This window comes from Flavobacterium hankyongi (assembly GCF_036840915.1).
Lineage (GTDB): Bacteria > Bacteroidota > Bacteroidia > Flavobacteriales > Flavobacteriaceae > Flavobacterium > Flavobacterium hankyongi.
On the sequence record NZ_CP085725.1, the window covers coordinates 2,636,726 to 2,658,013 of the forward strand.

At 32.5% G+C, this 21,288-nt stretch carries 18 protein-coding genes; 4 read left to right on the plus strand and 14 right to left on the minus strand.

Going from position 1 to position 21,288, the window contains the following annotated elements; translation table 11 throughout:
- Positions 1-3: 3 nt before the first annotated feature.
- Together LJY17_RS12085 and LJY17_RS12090 are read right to left on the minus strand one after the other, a co-directional pair.
- Complete coding sequence (locus tag LJY17_RS12085) at positions 4-3,141, minus strand: SusC/RagA family TonB-linked outer membrane protein (RefSeq protein ID WP_264544077.1); 3,138 nt, start codon at positions 3,139-3,141, stop codon at positions 4-6.
- A gap of 16 nt (positions 3,142-3,157) precedes the next feature.
- A complete protein-coding gene (locus tag LJY17_RS12090; protein WP_264544078.1) occupies positions 3,158-4,597 on the minus strand; it encodes a glycoside hydrolase family 28 protein in 1,440 nt (479 codons plus the stop codon).
- Between the two features lie 286 nt (positions 4,598-4,883).
- Between LJY17_RS12090 and LJY17_RS12095 the strand changes: the two genes are divergently transcribed.
- The gene (locus LJY17_RS12095) at positions 4,884-5,909 is read left to right on the plus strand and encodes a LacI family DNA-binding transcriptional regulator (protein WP_264544079.1); all 1,026 of its coding nucleotides are present in this window, start codon (positions 4,884-4,886) and stop codon (positions 5,907-5,909) included.
- 62 nt (positions 5,910-5,971) lie between these two features.
- Here the strand turns inward: LJY17_RS12095 and LJY17_RS12100 are convergent, their stop codons facing one another.
- From LJY17_RS12100 to LJY17_RS12145, 10 genes are all read right to left on the minus strand, one after another.
- Complete coding sequence (locus tag LJY17_RS12100; RefSeq protein ID WP_264544080.1) at positions 5,972-7,588, minus strand: UxaA family hydrolase; 1,617 nt, start codon at positions 7,586-7,588, stop codon at positions 5,972-5,974.
- 1 nt (position 7,589) lies between these two features.
- Complete coding sequence (locus LJY17_RS12105) at positions 7,590-9,038, minus strand: tagaturonate reductase (RefSeq protein WP_264544081.1); 1,449 nt, start codon at positions 9,036-9,038, stop codon at positions 7,590-7,592.
- A gap of 42 nt (positions 9,039-9,080) precedes the next feature.
- Entirely contained in the window at positions 9,081-9,758 is a 678-nt protein-coding gene (locus LJY17_RS12110) for a bifunctional 4-hydroxy-2-oxoglutarate aldolase/2-dehydro-3-deoxy-phosphogluconate aldolase (protein WP_264544082.1), read from the minus strand.
- 2 nt (positions 9,759-9,760) lie between these two features.
- Positions 9,761-10,279 carry a LacI family DNA-binding transcriptional regulator gene (locus tag LJY17_RS12115; RefSeq protein ID WP_264544083.1) on the minus strand — a complete coding sequence of 173 codons (519 nt, stop codon included), beginning with the start codon at positions 10,277-10,279 and terminating at the stop codon, positions 9,761-9,763.
- 33 nt (positions 10,280-10,312) lie between these two features.
- Positions 10,313-11,335, minus strand: coding sequence for a sugar kinase (locus LJY17_RS12120; RefSeq protein ID WP_264544084.1), 1,023 nt, complete (start codon positions 11,333-11,335; stop codon positions 10,313-10,315).
- Between the two features lie 45 nt (positions 11,336-11,380).
- Positions 11,381-12,781, minus strand: coding sequence for a glucuronate isomerase (gene uxaC, locus LJY17_RS12125; RefSeq protein ID WP_264544085.1), 1,401 nt, complete (start codon positions 12,779-12,781; stop codon positions 11,381-11,383).
- A gap of 2 nt (positions 12,782-12,783) precedes the next feature.
- On the minus strand, positions 12,784-13,569 hold the full coding sequence (locus LJY17_RS12130; RefSeq protein WP_264544086.1) for a gluconate 5-dehydrogenase: 786 nt from the start codon (positions 13,567-13,569) through the stop codon (positions 12,784-12,786).
- 5 nt (positions 13,570-13,574) lie between these two features.
- The gene (kduI, locus tag LJY17_RS12135) at positions 13,575-14,411 is read right to left on the minus strand and encodes a 5-dehydro-4-deoxy-D-glucuronate isomerase (protein WP_264544087.1); all 837 of its coding nucleotides are present in this window, start codon (positions 14,409-14,411) and stop codon (positions 13,575-13,577) included.
- 13 nt (positions 14,412-14,424) lie between these two features.
- Positions 14,425-15,741 (minus strand): MFS transporter, encoded by a 1,317-nt coding sequence (locus LJY17_RS12140; RefSeq protein WP_264544088.1) that lies wholly within the window; start codon positions 15,739-15,741, stop codon positions 14,425-14,427.
- 237 nt (positions 15,742-15,978) lie between these two features.
- Complete coding sequence (locus tag LJY17_RS12145; RefSeq protein ID WP_264544089.1) at positions 15,979-16,449, minus strand: Lrp/AsnC ligand binding domain-containing protein; 471 nt, start codon at positions 16,447-16,449, stop codon at positions 15,979-15,981.
- A 155-nt stretch (positions 16,450-16,604) separates the two neighbouring features.
- Between LJY17_RS12145 and LJY17_RS12150 the strand changes: the two genes are divergently transcribed.
- Entirely contained in the window at positions 16,605-17,213 is a 609-nt protein-coding gene (locus tag LJY17_RS12150; RefSeq protein WP_264544090.1) for a hypothetical protein, read from the plus strand.
- A 54-nt stretch (positions 17,214-17,267) separates the two neighbouring features.
- Here the strand turns inward: LJY17_RS12150 and LJY17_RS12155 are convergent, their stop codons facing one another.
- Positions 17,268-18,620, minus strand: a complete 1,353-nt coding sequence (locus LJY17_RS12155) for a saccharopine dehydrogenase family protein (protein WP_264544091.1) — start codon at positions 18,618-18,620, stop codon at positions 17,268-17,270.
- Between the two features lie 121 nt (positions 18,621-18,741).
- On the opposite strand from LJY17_RS12155, the gene LJY17_RS12160 reads away from it, so the two are divergent.
- Complete coding sequence (locus LJY17_RS12160) at positions 18,742-19,128, plus strand: DUF423 domain-containing protein (protein WP_264544092.1); 387 nt, start codon at positions 18,742-18,744, stop codon at positions 19,126-19,128.
- A gap of 68 nt (positions 19,129-19,196) precedes the next feature.
- The gene (gene pckA, locus LJY17_RS12165; RefSeq protein ID WP_264544093.1) at positions 19,197-20,822 is read left to right on the plus strand and encodes a phosphoenolpyruvate carboxykinase (ATP); all 1,626 of its coding nucleotides are present in this window, start codon (positions 19,197-19,199) and stop codon (positions 20,820-20,822) included.
- Positions 20,823-20,896: 74 nt separating this feature from the next.
- Here the strand turns inward: pckA and rnpA are convergent, their stop codons facing one another.
- A complete protein-coding gene (gene rnpA / locus LJY17_RS12170; RefSeq protein ID WP_264544094.1) occupies positions 20,897-21,274 on the minus strand; it encodes a ribonuclease P protein component in 378 nt (125 codons plus the stop codon).
- Positions 21,275-21,288 lie beyond the last annotated feature (14 nt).

The window sequence follows — 21,288 nt, forward strand, 5'->3', positions numbered from 1 at the left end:
TTTTTAGAAGTTAAAACTAAATCCTAGTTGGTATGTAATTGAACTAACTCTACCTGTTGTAAATGGTGCAGTAGCCCATTCTGGATCATATCCTTCATATTCTGTAATGACAAAAGGATTTAACACATTGGCATAAATTCTACAATTTTTAATTTTTAGTTTAGAAAGTAAATTAGCATCTAGATTATAGCCTAAAGTAATATTTTTCACTTTTATAAATGATGCATCTCTATAATAACCCATTTTTTGACCTTGATCATTTCCTGCAGTGTTCCAGTAAGCACCTTCATTTCTTGGCATTGGGTAAGAATTAGAATTTTGGGGTTGTATACCAGCTCCATTAACGGGAATGTACCAGTCAGCAATGTCTAATCTTTGTCTACCTCTGTCTTGCATATCTGTAAAGTTTTCATGGAATTGGCTGTAGGCTAATACACCTTGATTTGTAAAAGCTGAAATCGATAAGTCAAAGTTTTTTATCCTCAAAGAAGTGTTAAAAGTTCCTACCCAATCCGGATCAGAATCACCAATTATAGTTCTGTCATTTTTAGCATCAATTTTACCGTCATTATTAAGGTCTTTTACTTTTGCTTGACCTGGAGTTTGTCCATAAGTTAATGCAAGAGCGCGCTCACTTTCTTGCCAAATGCCATCAAATACATAGTTATAATATGAATTTAAACTATGGCCAATATGTAAATTATTACCAATATCACTAACCTCACTTTGATTATAGATAGATTCTAGTTTGTTTTTATTTTTAGTGAAACTTACAGTGGCATCCCATGAAATATTTTCTTTTTGAATAATTTTTGTTGTTAACAAAACTTCGACACCTTTGTTGCTAACTGAACCAACGTTTGAATAAGTTACTCCCCAGCCTGTTTCTAATGGTAGTTTTTGTTGGAATATTAATTTTTCTGATAAACGGTCATAAACATCAATAGATCCTGTTACTCTATTGTTAAAGAAGCCGAAGTCAAGACCAGTATTAATTTCCCTAGTTTTTTCCCATGTGAGATCTTTATTAGGTAAACTAGCAGAGATACCTCCGTTTGCTATAGTATTATTGAAATCGTAATAAGTCTGTTGGTTTAATGTGAACATAGTTGTGTAAGCATTAACATTGTCATTACCAGTGAAACCATAACTGACTCTTGCTTTTAAGTTTGAAATTATTTTACTATTTTCAAGGAAAGACTCTTCATTTAGTTTCCAAGCTAATGCTGCAGAAGGGAAATAATCCCATTTATTACCAGGTGATAATACAGATGAACCATCCCATCTATTTGAAACGGTCAATAAATATTTGTTATTAAATGCATAATTTAATCTTAATGCAAATGAACTCAACGTTTTCTTAGAATACCCAGTTCCTAAATTATACGTACTTTGCGGAGCAAACCCATTGTTATAATATTGTGTATCAAATGGTTGTAAGCGTGAACTTATATTGCTAGATTCGAAAACATTTGTATTGATACTTTGTAAAGCTAAGAAATTGAAACTATGTTTATTAAGTACTTTTTTAATATTTATTTGATTATCCCAAGTTTGATTATATCCATCATTATTAAGTAGAGAAGATGACGGAAGATTTTGATTTGCCACTCCTACGTTTGTTTTTATTCCCCATGCTCTTCCTCTTTTAGCATTGAAATAATTTCCAGAATAAGAGGTTTTGAATGACATCCATTTAGTTGGCGAATATTCAAAAAATAGATTCCCTAATAGTCTCCATTTTTTTATTTCATCAGTCGAATTTTGAATTTCCAATAAAGGGTTATAAGTACTAGTTTTATCTATTGCTGCAGCACCATTAGGGAAAAAGAGTTTTCCAGGAACATCTGTTAATTGTCCTATAATTTCATTTCCATTTGCATCTATAGCATAAGGTGACAAAAATGGATTTAAGCGAAATGCATCTCGCATTGCAACATCACTTCCCAATTGTTCATTGGTTTTAGCAATAGTTAAATTTACTCCCGTTGTAAATTTTTCGTTGATTTTATGATTGAAACCTGCTTTAAGAGTATATTTATCAATTGATTCATTTTCTAGGTTTCCAGTTTCTTTTTGTATTCCTACGCCAAGATTGTAAGCTATACCACCTTCTGATTTGCCAGATATATTTAAGTAATTATTTTGTTGAATACCACTTTTTAATACTGCATCATACCAATCGAAAGTTTGATTGTTTGCCACTCTTTTTAAAAACACTTGATTGTTAGGTCCGCCAACCGCTGTAGCGATTTGAGCAGGAGTTGTTGTAGCGTAGTTCCCACCATTTACGGTCGCTAGAAATGCAGATTGGTGATAATAAAACCATTTTTGTCCATCCATCATTTCCGGTAATCTAGCGACTTCTTTGGTTCCAAATGATGTTTCAAAGTTCACATTGAATGACTTTTTTGAGGTAGAGCCACTTTTTGTGGTGATTATTACAACTCCATTTGATCCCCTTGATCCGTATATTGCAGATGAAGAAGCGTCTTTTAGTATATCCATTCTATCAATATCTTGAGGGTTTAGATAGCTGATATCATCCACAAAGGCTCCGTCAACAACATATAGAGGGTTTCCTCCTGAAATTGAGTTATTTCCTCTTATAGTTAATTTGTATCCATCACCTAATCTTCCTGAGTTAGAACTAATCTGCACTCCAGGTACACTTCCTTGGATAGCTTCTAATACGCCAGTGGTATTTCTACTAGTAACATCTTTTGATGATATTGTACTTACTGTTCCCGTGGCGTCAGACTTTTTTATAGTACCATATCCTACAACTACAATATCTTTTAGTGCTTGAGTTTCTGAATTTAACTCTATTGCAATATTTTTTTTGCCATTTAAAGATACCTCTTTGGTTGTATAACCTAAAAAGCTCACCATTAGAATAGCATTTGGATCATTTACAGTAATAGTAAATTTTCCTGAAACATCTGTGCTAGCATTATTTGTCGAACCTTTTTCAACAATATTAGCTCCAGGTATAGTTTCTTTGTTTGTTGCATCTGAAACTATCCCTGTAATTTTTATTTTTTCTTGCGCAATCGCAGAATTAATAAAAATTAGATTAAAAAATGTGAATAGTACTAAAGCCAACCTTAGTCTATTTAAGATTTTTAGTTTTCTTTTCATAATTTATTTTTAGTTTTTAATAGTGTTCAATTTTTTGGTTGTTAATTTTGCTATTGGTTATTTTAAGATTTTCTATATGTGTTATCGAAAAAGGTTCTTTTACTTTTTTAATTTTTACATTATTTAGTACTACATTTTTTATTTTTGATTTTTCAAGACCATCTGCATAGATTGCATATTTGCCACCGTCTTCTACAGTTATGTTCTGTAAGTAAATATTCTTAACCTCTGGTATAAAATTTCCTGTTTGATTTCCATAAACAGAGTAATTCATGTTTATTCTCAATACAGACTCCTTTACTTTTCCAACTTTTAGGTTTCGTACATACAATCCATCTACTGTTCCACCTCTTTTGGTATTGGTTTTGATTCTAATTGCTCTATCAAGATTAGGACTATCCATTATGCAGTTCACAACAAAAACATTAGATACACCAGCTGACATTTCACTTCCAATTACGACTCCACCATGACCATCTATCATTTTACAGTCTCGTACAATAATGTTTTCACTTTTTATGGCTATTCTTCTGCCTTCACTATCTCTTCCGGCTTTAATTGCTATACAATCATCTCCAGTATTAAAAATGCAGTTTTTGATCAATACATTTTTAGAGTATTCAGGATCACAACCATCATTATTTGGTCCATGACTTTCTATATGTACACCATCTATAGTTATATTTTTGCTTTTTACAGGATGGATTATCCAAAAAGGGGCATTAATTATTTTTATTCCTTGAATTAATATGTTTTCACACTCAAAAGGCTCAATAAAATTTGGTCTTAAGTAATGATTTTTTCCAAAGACTCTTTCGTCAACAGGAGTGTTGTTTTCTGCCATTAACATTAATTGAGGGAGATTTGATTCGTCTTGTTGTGATGGGCCACCTACTTTATATCCAAAATCGATATTCTCTGAATTACTTCCTTTCCATGGCCACCAATTATTTTTATCTGCTTGACCATTCAGAACTCCTTTTCCAGTTACAGCAATGTTTTTTTTATTAAAAGCATAAATTAGTGGTGAATAGTTCATTAATTCTAATCCTTCAAATGAAGTATGAACAAGTGGATAATAATCATCTGGATTTGTGCTAAACAAGATCTCAGATCCTTCTTCAAGATGCAGATTAACATTGTTTTCTAAATGAATTGGCCCTGTTAGAAATTTCCCTTTTGGAACAATAACTCTACCACCTCCATTTTTTGAGCATGTTTCAATTGTTTTTCTAAATGCTTCAGAATTATTGTAATTTTCAATTGCTTGCGCACCAAAATCAAGTATAGAATAGTCTTTATTTTGAAATTGCGGATAAATTATTTCTTTTTCCACAGTTTTTAATTGTTTCCAGCCATTTTGCAAATCGAATGCTTCATTCTGTCCAAATGATTTGAATTGAAGAGATAAAAAAAGTAGTAAGTAAGTAAAAGCAGAAATAAAATTTTTATTCATAATGTATTACTTAATGTTGTGAGTTGTTTTTATGTAATCGATTACACAAATCTAAAATATTTTTTTACATAAACAAAAAAATGTCTTAAAAAAAAATACTTAATAAAAAAAAAGATATTTTTATTGCGTAATTGCTAATATGCTGTCCTTTTTACTTTATAATCTTTTAGCAATATTGTCGCTTTTTGAGCGTGGTTGAAGTTATGTTTGATTGTAATCGATAACATTGCTTATAAGATGTTATTTTTTATTAATTTTACATCTCTTTAAGATAAATAATCCTTGTATGGAGCAAAAAAACACCATTTATGATATTGCTAAAGCTCTAAATATTACTGCGGCAACAGTATCAAGAGCATTAAACAATAATCCTAAGATTAGTGAGAATACACGAAAGTTAGTATTGGAGACAGCAGCAAAAATGAATTACAAGCAAAATAAGCTTGCAAAATCATTGCGCAATGGTAAAAGCTTTAATGTAGGCGTTATTGTTCCAAGAATAGATAGTAATTTTTTTGCCTCTGTTATTCGCGGTGTTGAAGACGAGTTGCACCCTGAAGGATATCATGTTATTATATGTCAAACGCATGAAGACGAAAAGAGGGAAATAGATAATATTACAACATTATTAAATGCTCAAGTCGATGGAATTTTAATGTCAATTTCCAAAATGTCAGAAGAGAATGAGCCTATAATAAAGAGAGTTGTTAAAAATAATGTACCGTTCATATTTTTTGATAGAAAAAAGAGTATTGATGGAGTGAGTTCTGTAACTATTGATGATTTTGAAGGTGGCTATTTAGCAACAAAAAATCTTATTGAACAAGGGTGTACTAAAATAGCTCATTTGTGTGGTGACCAATCTTTAGAAATTTATCAAAATCGTTTAAAAGGTTATAAGCAAGCCTTACTTGACAATGGTTTAAAATACAATCAAGACTACGTGATACAAACCAAGAGTAATCTGGATGCAGGTAAAAATGCTGTGGTTCAATTACTTGCATTAAATGAAGTGCCAGATGCTATTTTTTCTTCCAGTGATTTTGCTGCTTTGGGCGCTATTCAAGAGTTAAAAGAACGAGGGGTAAAAATACCTGATGAATTTTGTGTTTTTGGTTTTGGTAATGAGCCTTTTACAAGATATCTTGAATTATCAATCTCTTCTGTAGATCAGTCGCCTTTAGAGATGGGTAAAATGGCAGCTAAAGTTTTTATGGAACAAATCAACAATACAGATAATATTAAGATTGAAAAAAAAGTTGTTTTAAAACCTGAATTACAAATAAGACAATCTTCAACTAGGAGTAATTAAAAAAGAAAAAGCTGGGCAATGCCACAGCTTTAGTTAACCAATAAAATCTGAGAAAATTATATTTATAATGAAACTCCTCTTTTCCAAGGAATGAAATCATTCTGATTTAAAATAGCAGCTTTAGTTTTAATTTCACCACTTGCCACATTTATAATAAATTCTAGCATTTCATCTGCCATTTCGTCTATTGATTTTTCACCCGTTATAATTCCACCAGTATCGATATCAATGATATCTGACATTTTGCTGGCTAATGTAGAATTAGAGGAAATTTTTACGACGGGTGCAATGGGATTTCCAGTAGGTGTTCCTAAACCAGTTGTAAATAAAACCATGTTTGCTCCAGAACCAACCATTGCGGTGGTACATTCAACATCATTACCTGGTGTGCAAAGTAAGTGCAATCCTGGTTTTGAAATATATTCTCCATAGTCGGAAACACCAACAATAGGAGAGGTCCCTCCTTTTTTTGCAGCACCAGCTGATTTCATAGCATCAGTGATCAGTCCATCTTTAATGTTACCTGGCGATGGATTCATATCGAATCCTGATCCCGCATCTATGACCGTTTTTTCGTACCATTTCATTAATTCAAGGAAACGTTTGCCTGATTCTTCTTCCACACATCTGTTTACCAGTTCTTGTTCTACACCACATAGTTCAGGAAATTCTGATAGTATTGTAACACCACCTAGTGCTGCTACTAAATCAGAAATAACCCCTAGTGTTGGATTAGCTGAAATACCTGAAAAACCATCTGATCCACCACATTCTAAACCAATTTTTAGTTTAGAAAGTGGAGCAGGTTCTCTTTTTAATTGATTTGCCTTTTTTATTGCTTCAAAGGAATCTTTTACCACACGACTCAACATTTCTTCGATAGTACCTATTTGCTGCTGATCGTATATCAATACAGGTTTATTTAGGTTAGGATTTATTTCATTTAAAGCGTCTTTAAAAATTTGAATTTGTAAATTTTGACATCCTAAACTTAATACGGTAGCGCCAGCTACATTAGGATTGTTTACATAACCAGCCAAAAGTTTTGCTAGACTATGTGAATCTTGACGAATACCTCCACAGCCTCCTTGATGTGTAATGAATCTCACTTCAACGTTATTGAAGAGCGAATCATCACTTGTTTTATCTAATGAATTTGAATTTCCTTTTTCTGAGTTTACAAGGGATCTTAGTAATAGTTGGTAATCATTTTCTTTTGGCTTCATTAACTCTTTTTCGAAAATATCCTTCAATATTTCAATATTTCTATTTTCACAAAAAACCAGAGGGAAAAATAGCCATACATTTTCAGTTCCTACTTGTCCATCTTCTCTATGATAACCCATAAAATGGCGATTTTTCCATTTTTCTATATTGGGTATGTTCCAGTCTATAGTTTCTGTTTTACCAGTTACTTTATCGCTCTCGTGTTTTACATTTAATGTAGAGAGTAAACCTCCTTTTTCAATTTTTGCACTCGCTTTTCCTATGAGCACTCCGTACATTATGATTCTGTCTCCTATTTCGAAGTTTTGTAATGCTATTTTATGTTTTGCTTTTACATCTTCTAAAACGTTTATCTCTTCTCCCTCAAAATAGATGGTACTTCCTGCTTTAAGATCAATTAAAGCCACAGCAATGTTATCTGTAGCATTTACTTTTATTAATTCCTTTTGCATACTAACTTATTTTAGATTTAAAGTTCAGAAATCCTTTTTCAATTCCATTTTCTTCTATTTCTTGTAAAGCAATAACCAAAGCTTCACTTAAGCCATTAATTTCTCTTAAATCAGTTTCCCAAAAGTCTAAATTGGAAAGTGTTTTATTGACTACTTCATTTAGGTTATTTGATTTCCATAGTTGATTAAAAAAGTCAACTATTTCAGTATTATCATCTACTGGCAATTTTTCATTTTTCCATTCCCCTTGATAAAATCGAATCAAAGCGGCAAAAGAGAAAGTTAAGTAAACTGGCAACTGATTGTATTTTTCAATAAAACCTGTTAAACTTGGTAATACTCTCACTTTAAATTTTGAAATAGAATTAAGAGCAATAGAGGAAAGATTGTGTTTAATAAAAGGATTTCTAAAACGATCTAGCACTTCTTCTGCATAACTATTTAATTCTGCTTTATCCATTGCTATGGTTTCATTAATTTCATTAAACATTATTTGATTGACCATTTCGCCAATAAATGAATCATCTATTGCTTCTTTCACTGTCTTACTGCCATACATGATCGAAAAAGGAACCATTGCTGTATGTGCTCCATTTAAAATGCGAACTTTTCTAGTTCTGTAAGGTTGCATATCGTCAACGATTTTCACGTCAAGATTTGTTTTATGAAATGGAAGTTTATTTTTTAAATCTTCTCCACCTTCAATGACCCATAAAAAGAAACTTTCTGCGGTAACGATTAGATTGTCGGTATAATCTAATTGTTGGTTATACATTTCAATTTCAGCTCTTGGATAGCCTGGAACAATACGATCCACTAAGGTATTATGGAACGAATTGTGTTCTAAAATCCATTTACTGAAATTTTCTTCTAGTTTCCAATCTTGGCAATAGGTGAGTATAATTTCTTTTAAAGTAGTTGCATTATTGTTTATTAATTCGCAAGGAATAATGGTTAGACCCTTATTAGGATCACCCTTAAAATGCTTAAATCGCTCATAAAGGAAAACCGTTAATTTGGCAGGAAATGAGGAAGGAGGTTGGCTATCTAGTTTGTCATTAGCATCATAAGCTATTCCTGATTCGGTTGTGTTTGAAATAATAAATGATAATTCAGGCTCTTTTGCTAAATCAAGATAGTCACTATACTGCGTGTAAGGATTAATTCCTTTGACCAAGTTTGTGATTAATTTTTTTTCTTGTATTTCTTTCCCTTTGCTAAGACCTTTAAGAAAAAGTGTATATAGCCCATCTTGATCGTTGAGTATGTTTATCATGCCTGTTTCGATAGGTTGAACAACAGCAATTCCAGCATTAAAATTGATCTTATCATTAAGTTCTTGAAAAGCAAAGTCAACAAATGCTCTAAGGAAATTTCCTTCGCCAAACTGTAGTACTTTTATTGGATTTAGTTGTGTAAATCCCGTATTTATTCTGTTTAACTGTTTCATTTTGTGTCGTTATATAGGATTAAAAAATCCTGATTTTTATTCTTAACTATTTTGTACTCTAATTGAATGTATAGTTTCAAGTGTGTTTTTTATTATGTTTTCTAGCTTTTTGAAGTCTTGTGTTTTTAAGATTTCATCAGAAATTAATTGAGAGCCAATGCCTACACAAGTAGCCCCAGCCTCAAACCATTTTTTTAAATTTTCTTTGTCTGTTGAAACGCCTCCAGTAGGCATGATGCTTGTCCAAGGGCAAGGTCCTTTGATTGCTTTTATAAATTGAGGGCCATAAATATCTCCTGGGAATAGTTTTACGATTTCGCAACCTAATTCTTCAGCTTTAGCAATCTCTGTAAGTGATCCACATCCAGGAGCCCAAAGTACCTTTCGGCGGTTACAAATAATAGCTATATCTTCTCTTAAGACAGGTGTGACTATAAAGTTGGCTCCCATTTGAAGATAAAGTGAGGCAGCAGCACCATCGGTAATTGATCCAACTCCTAACATCATACCCGGTAATTCAGCCAATGCATATTTATTTAATTCATTAAAAACCTCGAATGCAAAATCACCTCTACTGGTGAATTCGATTATTCTAGCACCGCCATCGTAGCAAGCTTTAAGTGTTTTTTTACCTAACTCAGCATTTGAAGTGTAAAATAGAGGGATCATCCCTATTTTTTTCATTTCTAAAGCAACTTCTATTCTGCTATATTTTGCCATTTTTAGTTAATTTTTTTTAATAAATTTTTAAAATCAGAAATGCAGTTTTCATTCAAAATAGTTAATGGCTGATTTTCTGATATTTGTATAAATTGCACTGGAATTGAATGTAACATTCGGTAAGTATTGATAAAATTTTGATTTTCATTTACAGACAGAATAATAACTCCGTCTACACTTCCATCTTTCACTTCATTCAAACATTCAATTTCTTTGGCTCTCTCTTCAAAAGATTGAAAGAGCATAATTCTATAACCTTTCTTAGATGCAATTCTTTGCATGTTTGATAATGCTTCACTATAAAATTTATGATTGATTTGGGGTAATATAACCGCGATATTATTTGATTTACATCTTCTTAATGCTATAGCATTTTTATTAGGTACATATTGATTTTTTTTTGCAAAATCAAGAATTGTTTTTTTTGCTTCCTCACTAATATCATTCCTTCCATTCAATGCCTTTGATATCGTAGACACGGAATAACCAGTTACATGTGCTATTTTTTTTAATGTGATCATTGTTTAAAAATGAAGCATTTAATGAATTAATTTTTACCTAGAAACTTTACCAGAATTATCACCATTTACTATTTTTTCAATTTCAGCTAACGTTGCCAAATTATAGTCGCCTACTATGGTATGCTTTAAACTACAAGCTGCTACGGCAAACTCTATGGATCTTTGTAAATTATCTGATGTTTTAATTAAACTATACAATAGCCCACCCATAAAAGCATCACCAGTTCCAACACGGTCAACAACATTAGTAACATCGGTTATAGGGGCTTCATAAATTTTATTATTATTGAATAAAACACCTCCTATTTTTTGATGTGAAGCATTTATAGAATACCGTAATGTAGTAGCAATAGTTTCTAGATTAGGGCACAAATCAGTTATGTTAGAATAATATTTTTTTAATTGTTCGTCATTTTCATAATCTGGATTTACCTTATCTATGCCTAGCATAAAAAAAGCAGTGTCTATGTCACCAAGAATTACGTTACAATATTTCAGCATTTGCGGCATTACCTCAAATGGTTCTTTACCGTATTTCCAAAGTTTTGAACGATAATTTAAGTCACAGGAAATTTTTAAACCTAACTGATGAGCAGTTTTAATTGCTTTAAGACATTCTTTTGCTGCCTTTTCTGATAGGGCAGGAGTGATGCCGCTCCAGTGAAACCAATCTTTTTTTTCGAATATTTTCGCCCAATCAAATGTGTTTTCTTCAATAGTAGCTATAGCACTATTAGATCGATCATAGACTACGTTACTACCTCTGTTTCCTACTCCAGTTTCTAGAAAATAAATACCTAATCTATCACCGCCTAGTTGAATGTTACTCATCCCTACATTCATTTTTCGAATTTCTTGTAAAGCAGCATGACCTATTTCATTATCTGGAATTCGAGTAACAAATTCTGCTTCGATACCATAGTTAGCCAGTGAAACAGCAACATTAAATTCGCCTCCACCATAATTTGCTGAAAATGTTTTAGCTTGAGAGAAACGTTGATTACTCTCAGTAGACAAACGCAACATTATTTCGCCAAAGGTGACTACTTTACTCATTTGATTTTACTTTATGTTTAAAAATCGTTTTTAATTAGTTCCTGCTTAGAAATTGAAATATTCTTTTGCATTGTTATAGCTTATGTCTGCTACAATTTTACCAATCCAATCCATATCATTAGGTAATTCTCCACGTTCAATTTCATCACCAAAAAGATTACACAAAATACGTCTGAAATAGTCATGTCTAGGAAAAGAAAGAAAGCTTCTAGAATCTGTGAGCATACCAATGAAACAGCTTATTAGACCCATATTAGAAAGTGCATTCATTTGTTTAATCATGCCATCTTTTTGGTCTAAAAACCACCATCCTGAACCAAATTGGACTTTGCCTTTAACACTTCCATCATTAAAATTACCAATCATTGTAGCCATAACTTCATTATCTGCTGGGTTGAGGTTATAAAGAATGGTTTTTGTTAGTTTGTCTTTACTGTCTAAAGCGTTTAAAAAGTTGGATAAGTTTTTAGCTTGAGGATAGTCACTAATAGAGTCCCAACCTGTATCAGGACCTAAAAGTTTGTGCATTCTAGAATTGTTATTTCGTAACGCTCCTAAATGAAATTGCTGAATCCATCCATATTCATGATAGGTTTCACAAAGGAAAACTAATACAGCGCTTTGAAACTTTCGGCCTTCTTCATTGCTAATAAATTGATTGTTTTTTTTCTTTTGTAGAATTTGGTTTACCTCATTTTCTGTATATTTTTCAAAATGAATTTGATCCAAACCATGGTCAGAGAGTTTACAACCATTTTGATGAAAATATTCAATTCTGTTTTTAAGTGCTTCACATAAGTTAGTAAAACTATTTATTGCTATGCCTGATGTATAAGCAAGTTTATCAAGGTAGGCGATATAGTCTTCATTTTCTATTAAGATTGCTTTATCAGGACGAAATGCCGTTCTTACTTTAATTTCGAAATTACTCTTAGATAATTGTTGGTGATATTCTAATGAATCAATAGGGTCTTCTGTAGTACAAACGACCTCAGCATTTACTTTGCGAAGTAAATTTTGTGTACTAAATGAAGCAGAGTTTATTTTTTCAGAAGCTTGATTGTATATTTTTTCGGCTGAATTTTCATTTAATAAATCATAAATATCAAAGTATCTAGCTAATTCTAAATGAGTCCAATGATACAGAGGGTTACGCATGGTGTAAGGTACTGTTTTACCCCACTGTAGGAATTTATCTTTATCTGCCGCTTGCCCAGTAATAAAAGTTTCATTTACTCCTAGAGTGCGCATTGCTCTCCATTTATAGTGGTCACCGTTAATCCAACCTTGAGTGATGTTTTCAAATATTGTGTTTTCGGCTATTAGTTTAGGTGATAAATGATTATGGTAATCTATTATAGGCTGATTTTTAGAGTAGTTATGATACAATTCTTCAGCATATTTGTTTTCTAAAAGGAAATTATCGTGTATAAAATTATTTTTCATTTTTACTCTTCATTATAAGGTTTACCTATTGTGGCTAAAATTCCTCCATCTACATATATAATTTGCCCATTAACAAAATCACTAGCTTTTGAAGCCAAAAAAACAGCAGTACCAGCTAAATCTTCGGGATTTCCCCATCTTGCTGCTGGAGTTCTGTTAATTATGAAGTCGTTGAAAGGGTGATTGTCAACACGAATAGGAGCCGTTTGTGAGGTTGCGAAATATCCCGGTCCTATTCCGTTGACTTGTATGTTATGTTTAGCCCATTCGGTGGCTAAATTTTTGGTCAGCATTTTTAAACCTCCCTTAGCAGCAGCATAAGCAGACACACTATTTCTTCCCAGTTCACTCATCATTGAGCAAATATTAATGATTTTACCTTCTTTGCGTTCAATCATTTGTCTTCCTACAAGTTGTGCCATTATGAATGGACCCACTAGGTCAACATCTATCACTTTTCTGAAATCAGCAACTGGCATTGTAGTAGCTAATTCCCTTTTTATAATTCCTGCATTATTAACCAGAATGTCTATTTGACCTATTTCTTTCGATATAATTTCTACTTGTTTTGCCGCTTCAATTTCATTCGTAACATCAAATAAATATCCTTTGGCACTATATCCTTTAGATAGATAATACGAGATAGCTTCCTCCATTTTAGAGGGTGTTGTCCCTGTGATCACTAAATTTGCCCCTGCTTGTGCTAAACCTTCGGCAATAGCCATTCCTAGTCCATGAGTACCACCAGTGATTAATGCATTTTTATTAGATAAGTCAAATAGTTTCATGTGTATTATTTTAATTCATTAGGTGCACAGATATCCATATCTCCATAGTCAAGGTTTTCACCAGCCATTCCCCAAATGAATGAGTAGCTTGAAGTAGCCGAACCCGAATGTATTGACCATTCAGGAGATAATACTGCTTGGTGGTTTTGCATGAAAATATGTCTTGTTTGTTGAGGTTCACCCATAAAATGTGCTATGGTTTGCCCTTCTTCTAAATCAAAATAAAAATAAGCTTCCATGCGTCGACTATGCGTGTGTGCTGGCATTGTGTTCCAAACATTTCCTGGTAAAAGTTCAGTTAACCCCATTTGTAATTGACAAGTAGTTACGACACTATTCACAATGAGTTTGTTTATAATTCTTTTGTTCGCAAACTTTTCTTCACCCAAATGAACTATTTCAGCATTTTCTTTCGTGATTTTTTTATTTGGAAAGTGGCTGTGTGCGGGTGCTGAATTGATATAAAACAAAGCGGGTTTTTTTTGTGTACTTGAAAAAAGTATTTCTTTAGCCCCTTTGCCTATATAGAGTGCTTCTTTTTTTTCTAGTTCGAAAATTTCTCCATCTACAGAAACAATTCCCTTTTCACCTACATTGATAACACCAAGCTCGCGTCTTTCTAAAAAATATTCTGATTTGAGGTATGGAATTGTATCTAGTTTAATAGTGGATTTTACTGGCATGATTCCCCCAACAATATATCTATCATACATTGAATACACTATGTTGATTTCATCAGTTGTAAATAGTGTTTCGATTAAAAAGTGAGCTCTGAGTTTTTCTGTATCATAAGATTTAACATCTTCAGGATGAGCAGAATATCTTAATGAATAGTTGATCATTTTTTTTGTAATATTAAATAGTAACTTTATTAAATCTAGGGACTAAAAAGTGCATTATAATCCAAGCACTTAGGTAAGCTAGGCCACAAATAACAAACATGATGTAGTAACCAATTTCTATTTGACCAATACTTTCATAGTACACAAATAGTTTTTTTTGAATTAAGGCAGAGAGTAAAATACCTCCTAAACCACCAAACATACCGCCAATTCCTGTTACTGATGCTGTCGTGTTTTTTGGGAACATATCTGAAACTGTGGTAAAAATATTAGCACTCCAAGCTTGATGTGCAGCTGCTGCTATACCAATAACAATTACGGCAAACCACATGTTAATATTTCCTAGAATTTGTGAAAATATGATTGGGATAACTAAAAAAGCATAGATCAGCATACTCTTTTTTCTCGCCATAAAAGATGACATTCCGTTGTTAATAAGGAACATTGGAAGCCAACCTCCGCCGATACTTCCAAAACTACTTATTATATATACTAATGCAACTGGAAGTGCAACTTCTGTGCCTTTGAGATGATATTGTTTGTCCAGAAAATCTGGCAACCAAAATAAATAAAACCACCAGATTGGATCTGTAAGAAGTTTACCTAAAGCAAATGCCCAAGTTTGTTTGAATTTGAATAAGCTTAACCAAGAAAAGTTTTGGTTTTCTGAACCACTATTATCCTCTTCAGAATTCTCTTCGCTTGAAAGGATGTAATCGTATTCTTCTTTAGTTAGTTTAGCCTGTTTTGTTGGAATTTCATAATAAATAAACCATAAAATTAACCAAATAAAACCAACGGCTCCTGTGAGAATAAAAGCCCATTGCCATCCCCATTTTTCAGCAATAAAAGGAACGGTTAATGGTGCAACAATTGCGCCTATGTTACTCCCTGAGTTGAAAATACCAGTTGCAAGCGCTCTCTCTTTTTTTGGAAACCATTCCGCGGTTGCTTTGATGGCGGCAGGAAAGTTCCCTGCTTCTGTAATTCCTAGAAAGATTCTAGCAACACTAAAGCCAAATGTTCCAGTGGCAAAAGCATGGCATATTGCAGCAATACTCCAGAGCGTTGTTGCTAATGCATAACCTATTTTTGTTCCTAATTTATCGATCACTTTCCCTGCAAAAGTCATTCCTAATGCATAAGCGATTTTAAAAGCTATTTCAATATTGGCATAGTTTTTAATGGCTTCCTCTTCATTCCAATTGAATGCCGATGTCAAGTAAGGTTTTAATAGACTTATTACAGCTCGGTCAAGATAATTAACTGTTGTGGCAAAAAAAATGAGTCCACAAATAGTCCACCTGTATTTTCCAATTTTACTCGTCATATTTTTATTTTAGATTACACAAAAATAATCTTTGTAATCGATTACACAAATATTTTTAAATAATAATTATTCGAAACGAATTAAATTTATTTTAAAATCTAATCGTTTAAAATTTTATTTATGTAAAAAAAGTGCTAATTAATTAGGAATACTGCTTTCTTGAAAGGTTTGTGTTAATAGTAGGATGGAGATTTTAAATTTACGCAAAAAACAAATTCTTGTTATTATTTTGATTATTTATAATTGTATTTGTCTTTCTATTTGTTGATCAAGAGAGATAAAAGTTTCTGTTCTTGAAACTCCTTCTATTGCTTGAATTTTAGTGTTCAATAAATGCATTAAATGTTCGTTATCACGACAAATGATTTTGATGAGGATACTCCAGTTTCCTGTGGTATAATGGCACTCTAAGACTTCGGGTATTTTACGCAATTCTTTTACTGCTTCAGGATTTCGAGCTGCTTTATCCAAATATATTCCAACGAAAGCCATAGTGCTGTAGCCTAATACTTTGTTGTTTACAGTAAATTTTGATCCTGAAATTACTTTAGCTTCTTCTAACTTTCTAAGCCGTTGATGAATTGCAGCACCTGAAATTCCTATTTTACTAGCAATTTGAAGAATTGGTTTTCGTGCATCTTCCATTAAATCTCTCAGAATTACTTTATCTATTCCGTCAATTTCAATTTGTAACTGATTAATTTTCATTTTAAAAAAATTGTTAGCTAAATATACACTTTTTCTTCTTTCGCTAACGATTTCATAACAATTATGTTTTTGGAAACGTAAAAATTGCACAATAAATATTTTTTCTTACCGTTTCATAATCAACCTACTATATGTTTAACCTAAATCTACTACAAATGATGAATCTTAAAAATTTGTCATGGGTTGTAATTTGTTTTTTTACAGTTACATCTTTCATGGCGCAGGAAAATCAAGTTTCAACAACCGCAATTGGAAACCAATTTAATACTATTTTAGAAAAATCAGAAAGCTATAGAGATCTTAAAATTGTCAAGGGGCAATTGATACAAAATTTAAAACGAGATGTTTTGAGTTCAATTTCTAAAATCGAAAATGACCTTTTGAGTTCTAAAGCAGTTTTGAATCAAAAAAGTGAAGAAATTTCTACCCTTAAAGAAAAGTTGGGCAAAACAAACGCTGTTTTATCGTCATATACAAATAAAGGTCCTACAATCACTTTTCTAGGGATTGAGTTTAATAAAAGTTTTTTCAATTCTTTTTTGAGTTTTATTTTACTGGGATCTATTGTTTCTGTAGTTTTTTTCTTTTTTCAATTTAAGAAGATGAATTTAGCGACAAAGCACTCTAAAAGTGTTTTAAATGATTTAGAAGAAGAATATCAGTCTTACAAAAGAAGCGCAATTGAACGTGAACAAAAAATTAGCCGACAATTACAAGACGAGTTAAATAAGCAGAAGAAAAATCAAACAATTGCAGTTGCTTGATAAAAAAAGACCTGCTCTATTTAGAAGCAGGTCTTTTTACAAAAAGTGTAAGTATTAATTGTATCCTTTATAAGTAACTTCTTTTTCATGGAAAATTACCCCGTATTCTTCTAATTCTTTTAGAATTGGTTCATATACTTCTTTTTTAATTGGAAGTTGGACTCCTGGAGTTTTTATGTTTCCATGTAAAATTTGTAAAGTAGCCATAGCAACTGGTAAGCCAACAGTTTTTGCCATGGCTGTATATGTTTGATCATCTCCAATACAAACCATAGTGGCATCGATTTGTTTACGTTCTCCATTAAGCTCGTATCCAAATTTATGATACATTACTATCATGTCTTTGTCATGTTCTTTAAGTGTCCATGAATCGGTAAGAATTTTTTCCAAAGCTTGAGCTGGAGTTGCGTTTTTTAAACCAATTTTCTTGTCATCATTAAATAAGTCTAATTCAACTAATTTATCCCACATCACATCATCCTGGTCAATTTTTAATTGATGACGTAACTTAATTTCAACAGAATCAGTAGGGTGATATGGTAAAAATAAATTCACAAATCCGCGGTAACTCATATGTTCAGAATCATCAATTACATAAGTATCATCAGTCATACCTAATTGTACAAACATATCCCAAGCTTTTGAATACCCCACACGGCGAATTGTACCTCTAAAGACAGTTAAAGCATCGTCAAGTCCGTAAACACTTCTGTATTTTAATGAATCTCTATTGGCATAACCTTCGAAACGACCATAACCTTCAACTTCTAAAAATTCAGTTCTTCTGAATAATTTGTTATAAGGAATGTATTTGTAAGTGCCTTCCTGAATGAATTTTGCAGCTCCACCTTGACCAGCTAAAACTACGTTACGTGGTGCCCAAGTGAATTTATAGTTCCAAAGATTATTATCACTCTCAGGAGCAACTAAGCCGCCACAGAATGATTCGAATAAAATTATTTTTCCGCCTTGTTCTCTAATTTCGTTTAGAACTTTCATGGCACTCATGTGGTCAATTCCAGGGTCAAGACCAACTTCATTCATGAAAACTAATCCGTTTTCTTTGGCCTGAATATCTAGAGCTTGCATAGCATCACTAATGTAAGATGCAGTTACCATGTGCTTTTTAAATGTAATACAATCTTTTGCCACTTCAATGTGCATATGAGCCGGTAACATCGAAATGACAATATCTGCTTTTTGAATTTCGTTTTGACGTTGTTCAGTATTGTTAATGTCTAAAGCAATAGCTGTCGCATTTTTATGCCCTTTAGTTTTGCGTTGTGCTAATTCTAAAGATAAATCGCCAATGGTAATATGTAAATTTTCGCTTTCAGATTTATCTAAAAGGTATTTTATAAGGGATGAAGCTGAACGTCCAGCTCCAATGATTAATACATTTTTCATTATTGGTTTGGTAAAAAATCACACAAATGTAGCAAAATGTTATTTTTTAAAAAGCTTTAGTTCAAAAAATCAAAAATTATTAGTGATTGTGTAGTAAATTTGAAGAAAATTTTCAATTAAAATGGATAAAAAAATATTGATAACAGCTTTGAGTTTTGGTCTTATATCGATTGTGTTAGGCGCCTTTGGAGCGCATGCATTAAAAAAAGTTCTAACACTAGACCAATTAAATTCTTTTGAAGTTGGTGTTAGATACATGATGTATCATGCACTGTTTTTGTTGTTTTTAGGGACAACTTCAATACTATTGCCCGAACAAAAAAATGTGGTTTACAATTTAACTTTAGCAGGGACTCTGTTTTTTTCTGTTTCTATTTTTTTACTTTCCACTCAAGCTTTATCAGGTTTTAATTTTAAATTTTTAGGGCCAATAACTCCAATAGGAGGGGTGTTATTAATTGCTGCTTGGGCAGTTACAATCTACTATATTATCACAAAAAAAGGGTAAACTGTGAGGCTATTCAAATAATATTTTTACTTTTGCCGTTATAAAAAACACAACATATCGTTACATTTATGGAAACATACACCCCATCTACGAAAACGATTTCGTTAGAAAAATACGGAATCAAGGACGTTAAAGAAATTGTATATAATCCTTCATACGAACTATTATATCATGAAGAACTAAATCCGAACTTAGAAGGATTTGAAAAAGGACAGTTAACCGAACTAGGGGCTGTAAACGTAATGACAGGTGAGTTTACCGGTCGTTCTCCGAAAGACAAATACATTGTAAAAGATGCTGTTACAGAAAATACTATTTGGTGGACTTCAGAAAAGGCAGTAAACGATAACAAACCTATTTCTACAGAAACTTGGAATGCTTTAAAAGCAAACACAGTTGAGCAGTTATCTGCCAAAAGATTATTCGTAGTGGATACTTTTTGTGGTGCTAACGAAAATACGCGTTTAAAAGTTCGTTTTATTGTTGAGGTGGCTTGGCAGGCACATTTCGTGAAAAACATGTTTATCCGTCCTACTGATGCTGAATTAGCTGCTTATGGTGAGCCTGATTTTGTAGTAATGAATGCTTCAAAACGAGGTTTTTCTGATTATAAAGCACATAACTTAAATTCGGAAGTGTATGTGGCGTTCAACTTAACTGAAAAAATCCAGTTAATAGGTGGCACTTGGTACGGTGGAGAAATGAAGAAGGGTTTATTCTCGATGATGAACTATTACTTACCACTTCAAGGTATGGCTTCAATGCACTGTTCGGCCAACAAAGGAAAAGATGGTGATGTTGCGGTATTCTTCGGATTGTCAGGAACTGGAAAAACTACTTTATCTACAGATCCTAAACGTGAATTAATTGGAGACGATGAGCACGGATGGGATAACGATGGTGTTTTCAATTTTGAAGGAGGTTGTTATGCAAAGACTATCGACTTAAGTAAAGAAAACGAACCAGATATTTACGGAGCAATTAAAAAAGATGCATTATTAGAAAATGTAACTGTAGATGCTGATGGTAAAATCGATTTCAAAGATGGTTCAGTTACACAAAATACACGTGTTTCTTATCCAATCTACCATATCAATAATATTGTAACTCCAGTTTCAAAAGCAGGACACGCAACTAAGGTAATCTTCTTAACAGCAGATGCTTTTGGAGTAATGCCTCCAGTTTCTAAATTGACACCAGAACAGACTAAATATTATTTCCTGTCTGGTTTTACAGCTAAGTTAGCAGGAACAGAAAGAGGAGTAACTCAACCAGAACCAACATTCTCAGCTTGTTTCGGAAAAGCTTTTTTATCATTACACCCAACTCAATATGGTCAGGAGTTAGTAAAAAAGATGGAAGAGCACAATGCTAAAGCATACATGGTAAATACAGGTTGGAACGGAACTGGAAAACGTATTTCCATTAAAGATACTCGTGCTATCATTGATGCTATTTTAGATGGTTCTATCGAGCATGCTGAAACAGCTGTTGTTCCAGTATTTAATTTTAATGTACCAACTTCATTACCAAATGTTGATACTAACATTTTAGATCCAAGAAATACGTATGCTGATGCTTCTGAATGGAATACTAAAGCAGAAGATTTGGCAGGTAGATTTATTAAAAACTTTGTTCAATATACAGATAATGAAGAAGGTCAAAGTCTCGTAAAAGCAGGACCTCAATTATAGTCAGGTTATTAATTCTATTGAAATAAGAAAAGAGTTGCCTTATGGCAACTCTTTTTTGTTTATGTTAATTGAAGTTATTTGTTTTGAATATCTTTTTGGAACTTTTCAAATAGCTGAATGGTTTTTTCGTTGATTTCTTGATAGGTAAGTCTGTCTTTCGTTTGATACATAATCATAAAAGCATAAGACTGCTCAAGATTACCTAGTAAAACATCTTTATTAAGGCGATAGGTTTCACGTAAGACACGTTTGTAATAATTTCGGTCAACAGCCTTCTTGAAATGTTTTTTTGAAACTGAAACGCCTATTTTAATTTTAGAATCATTTAATTCACCAACTTGCGCATATACCAATCGCAACGGATATTTTGTAACCGATTTTCCTTCAGAAAATAATTGGTCAATCAAAGTACGACTTTTAAGCTTTTCGTGTTTTGGGTATGTAAATTTCATCTGTGAGCAAAGAT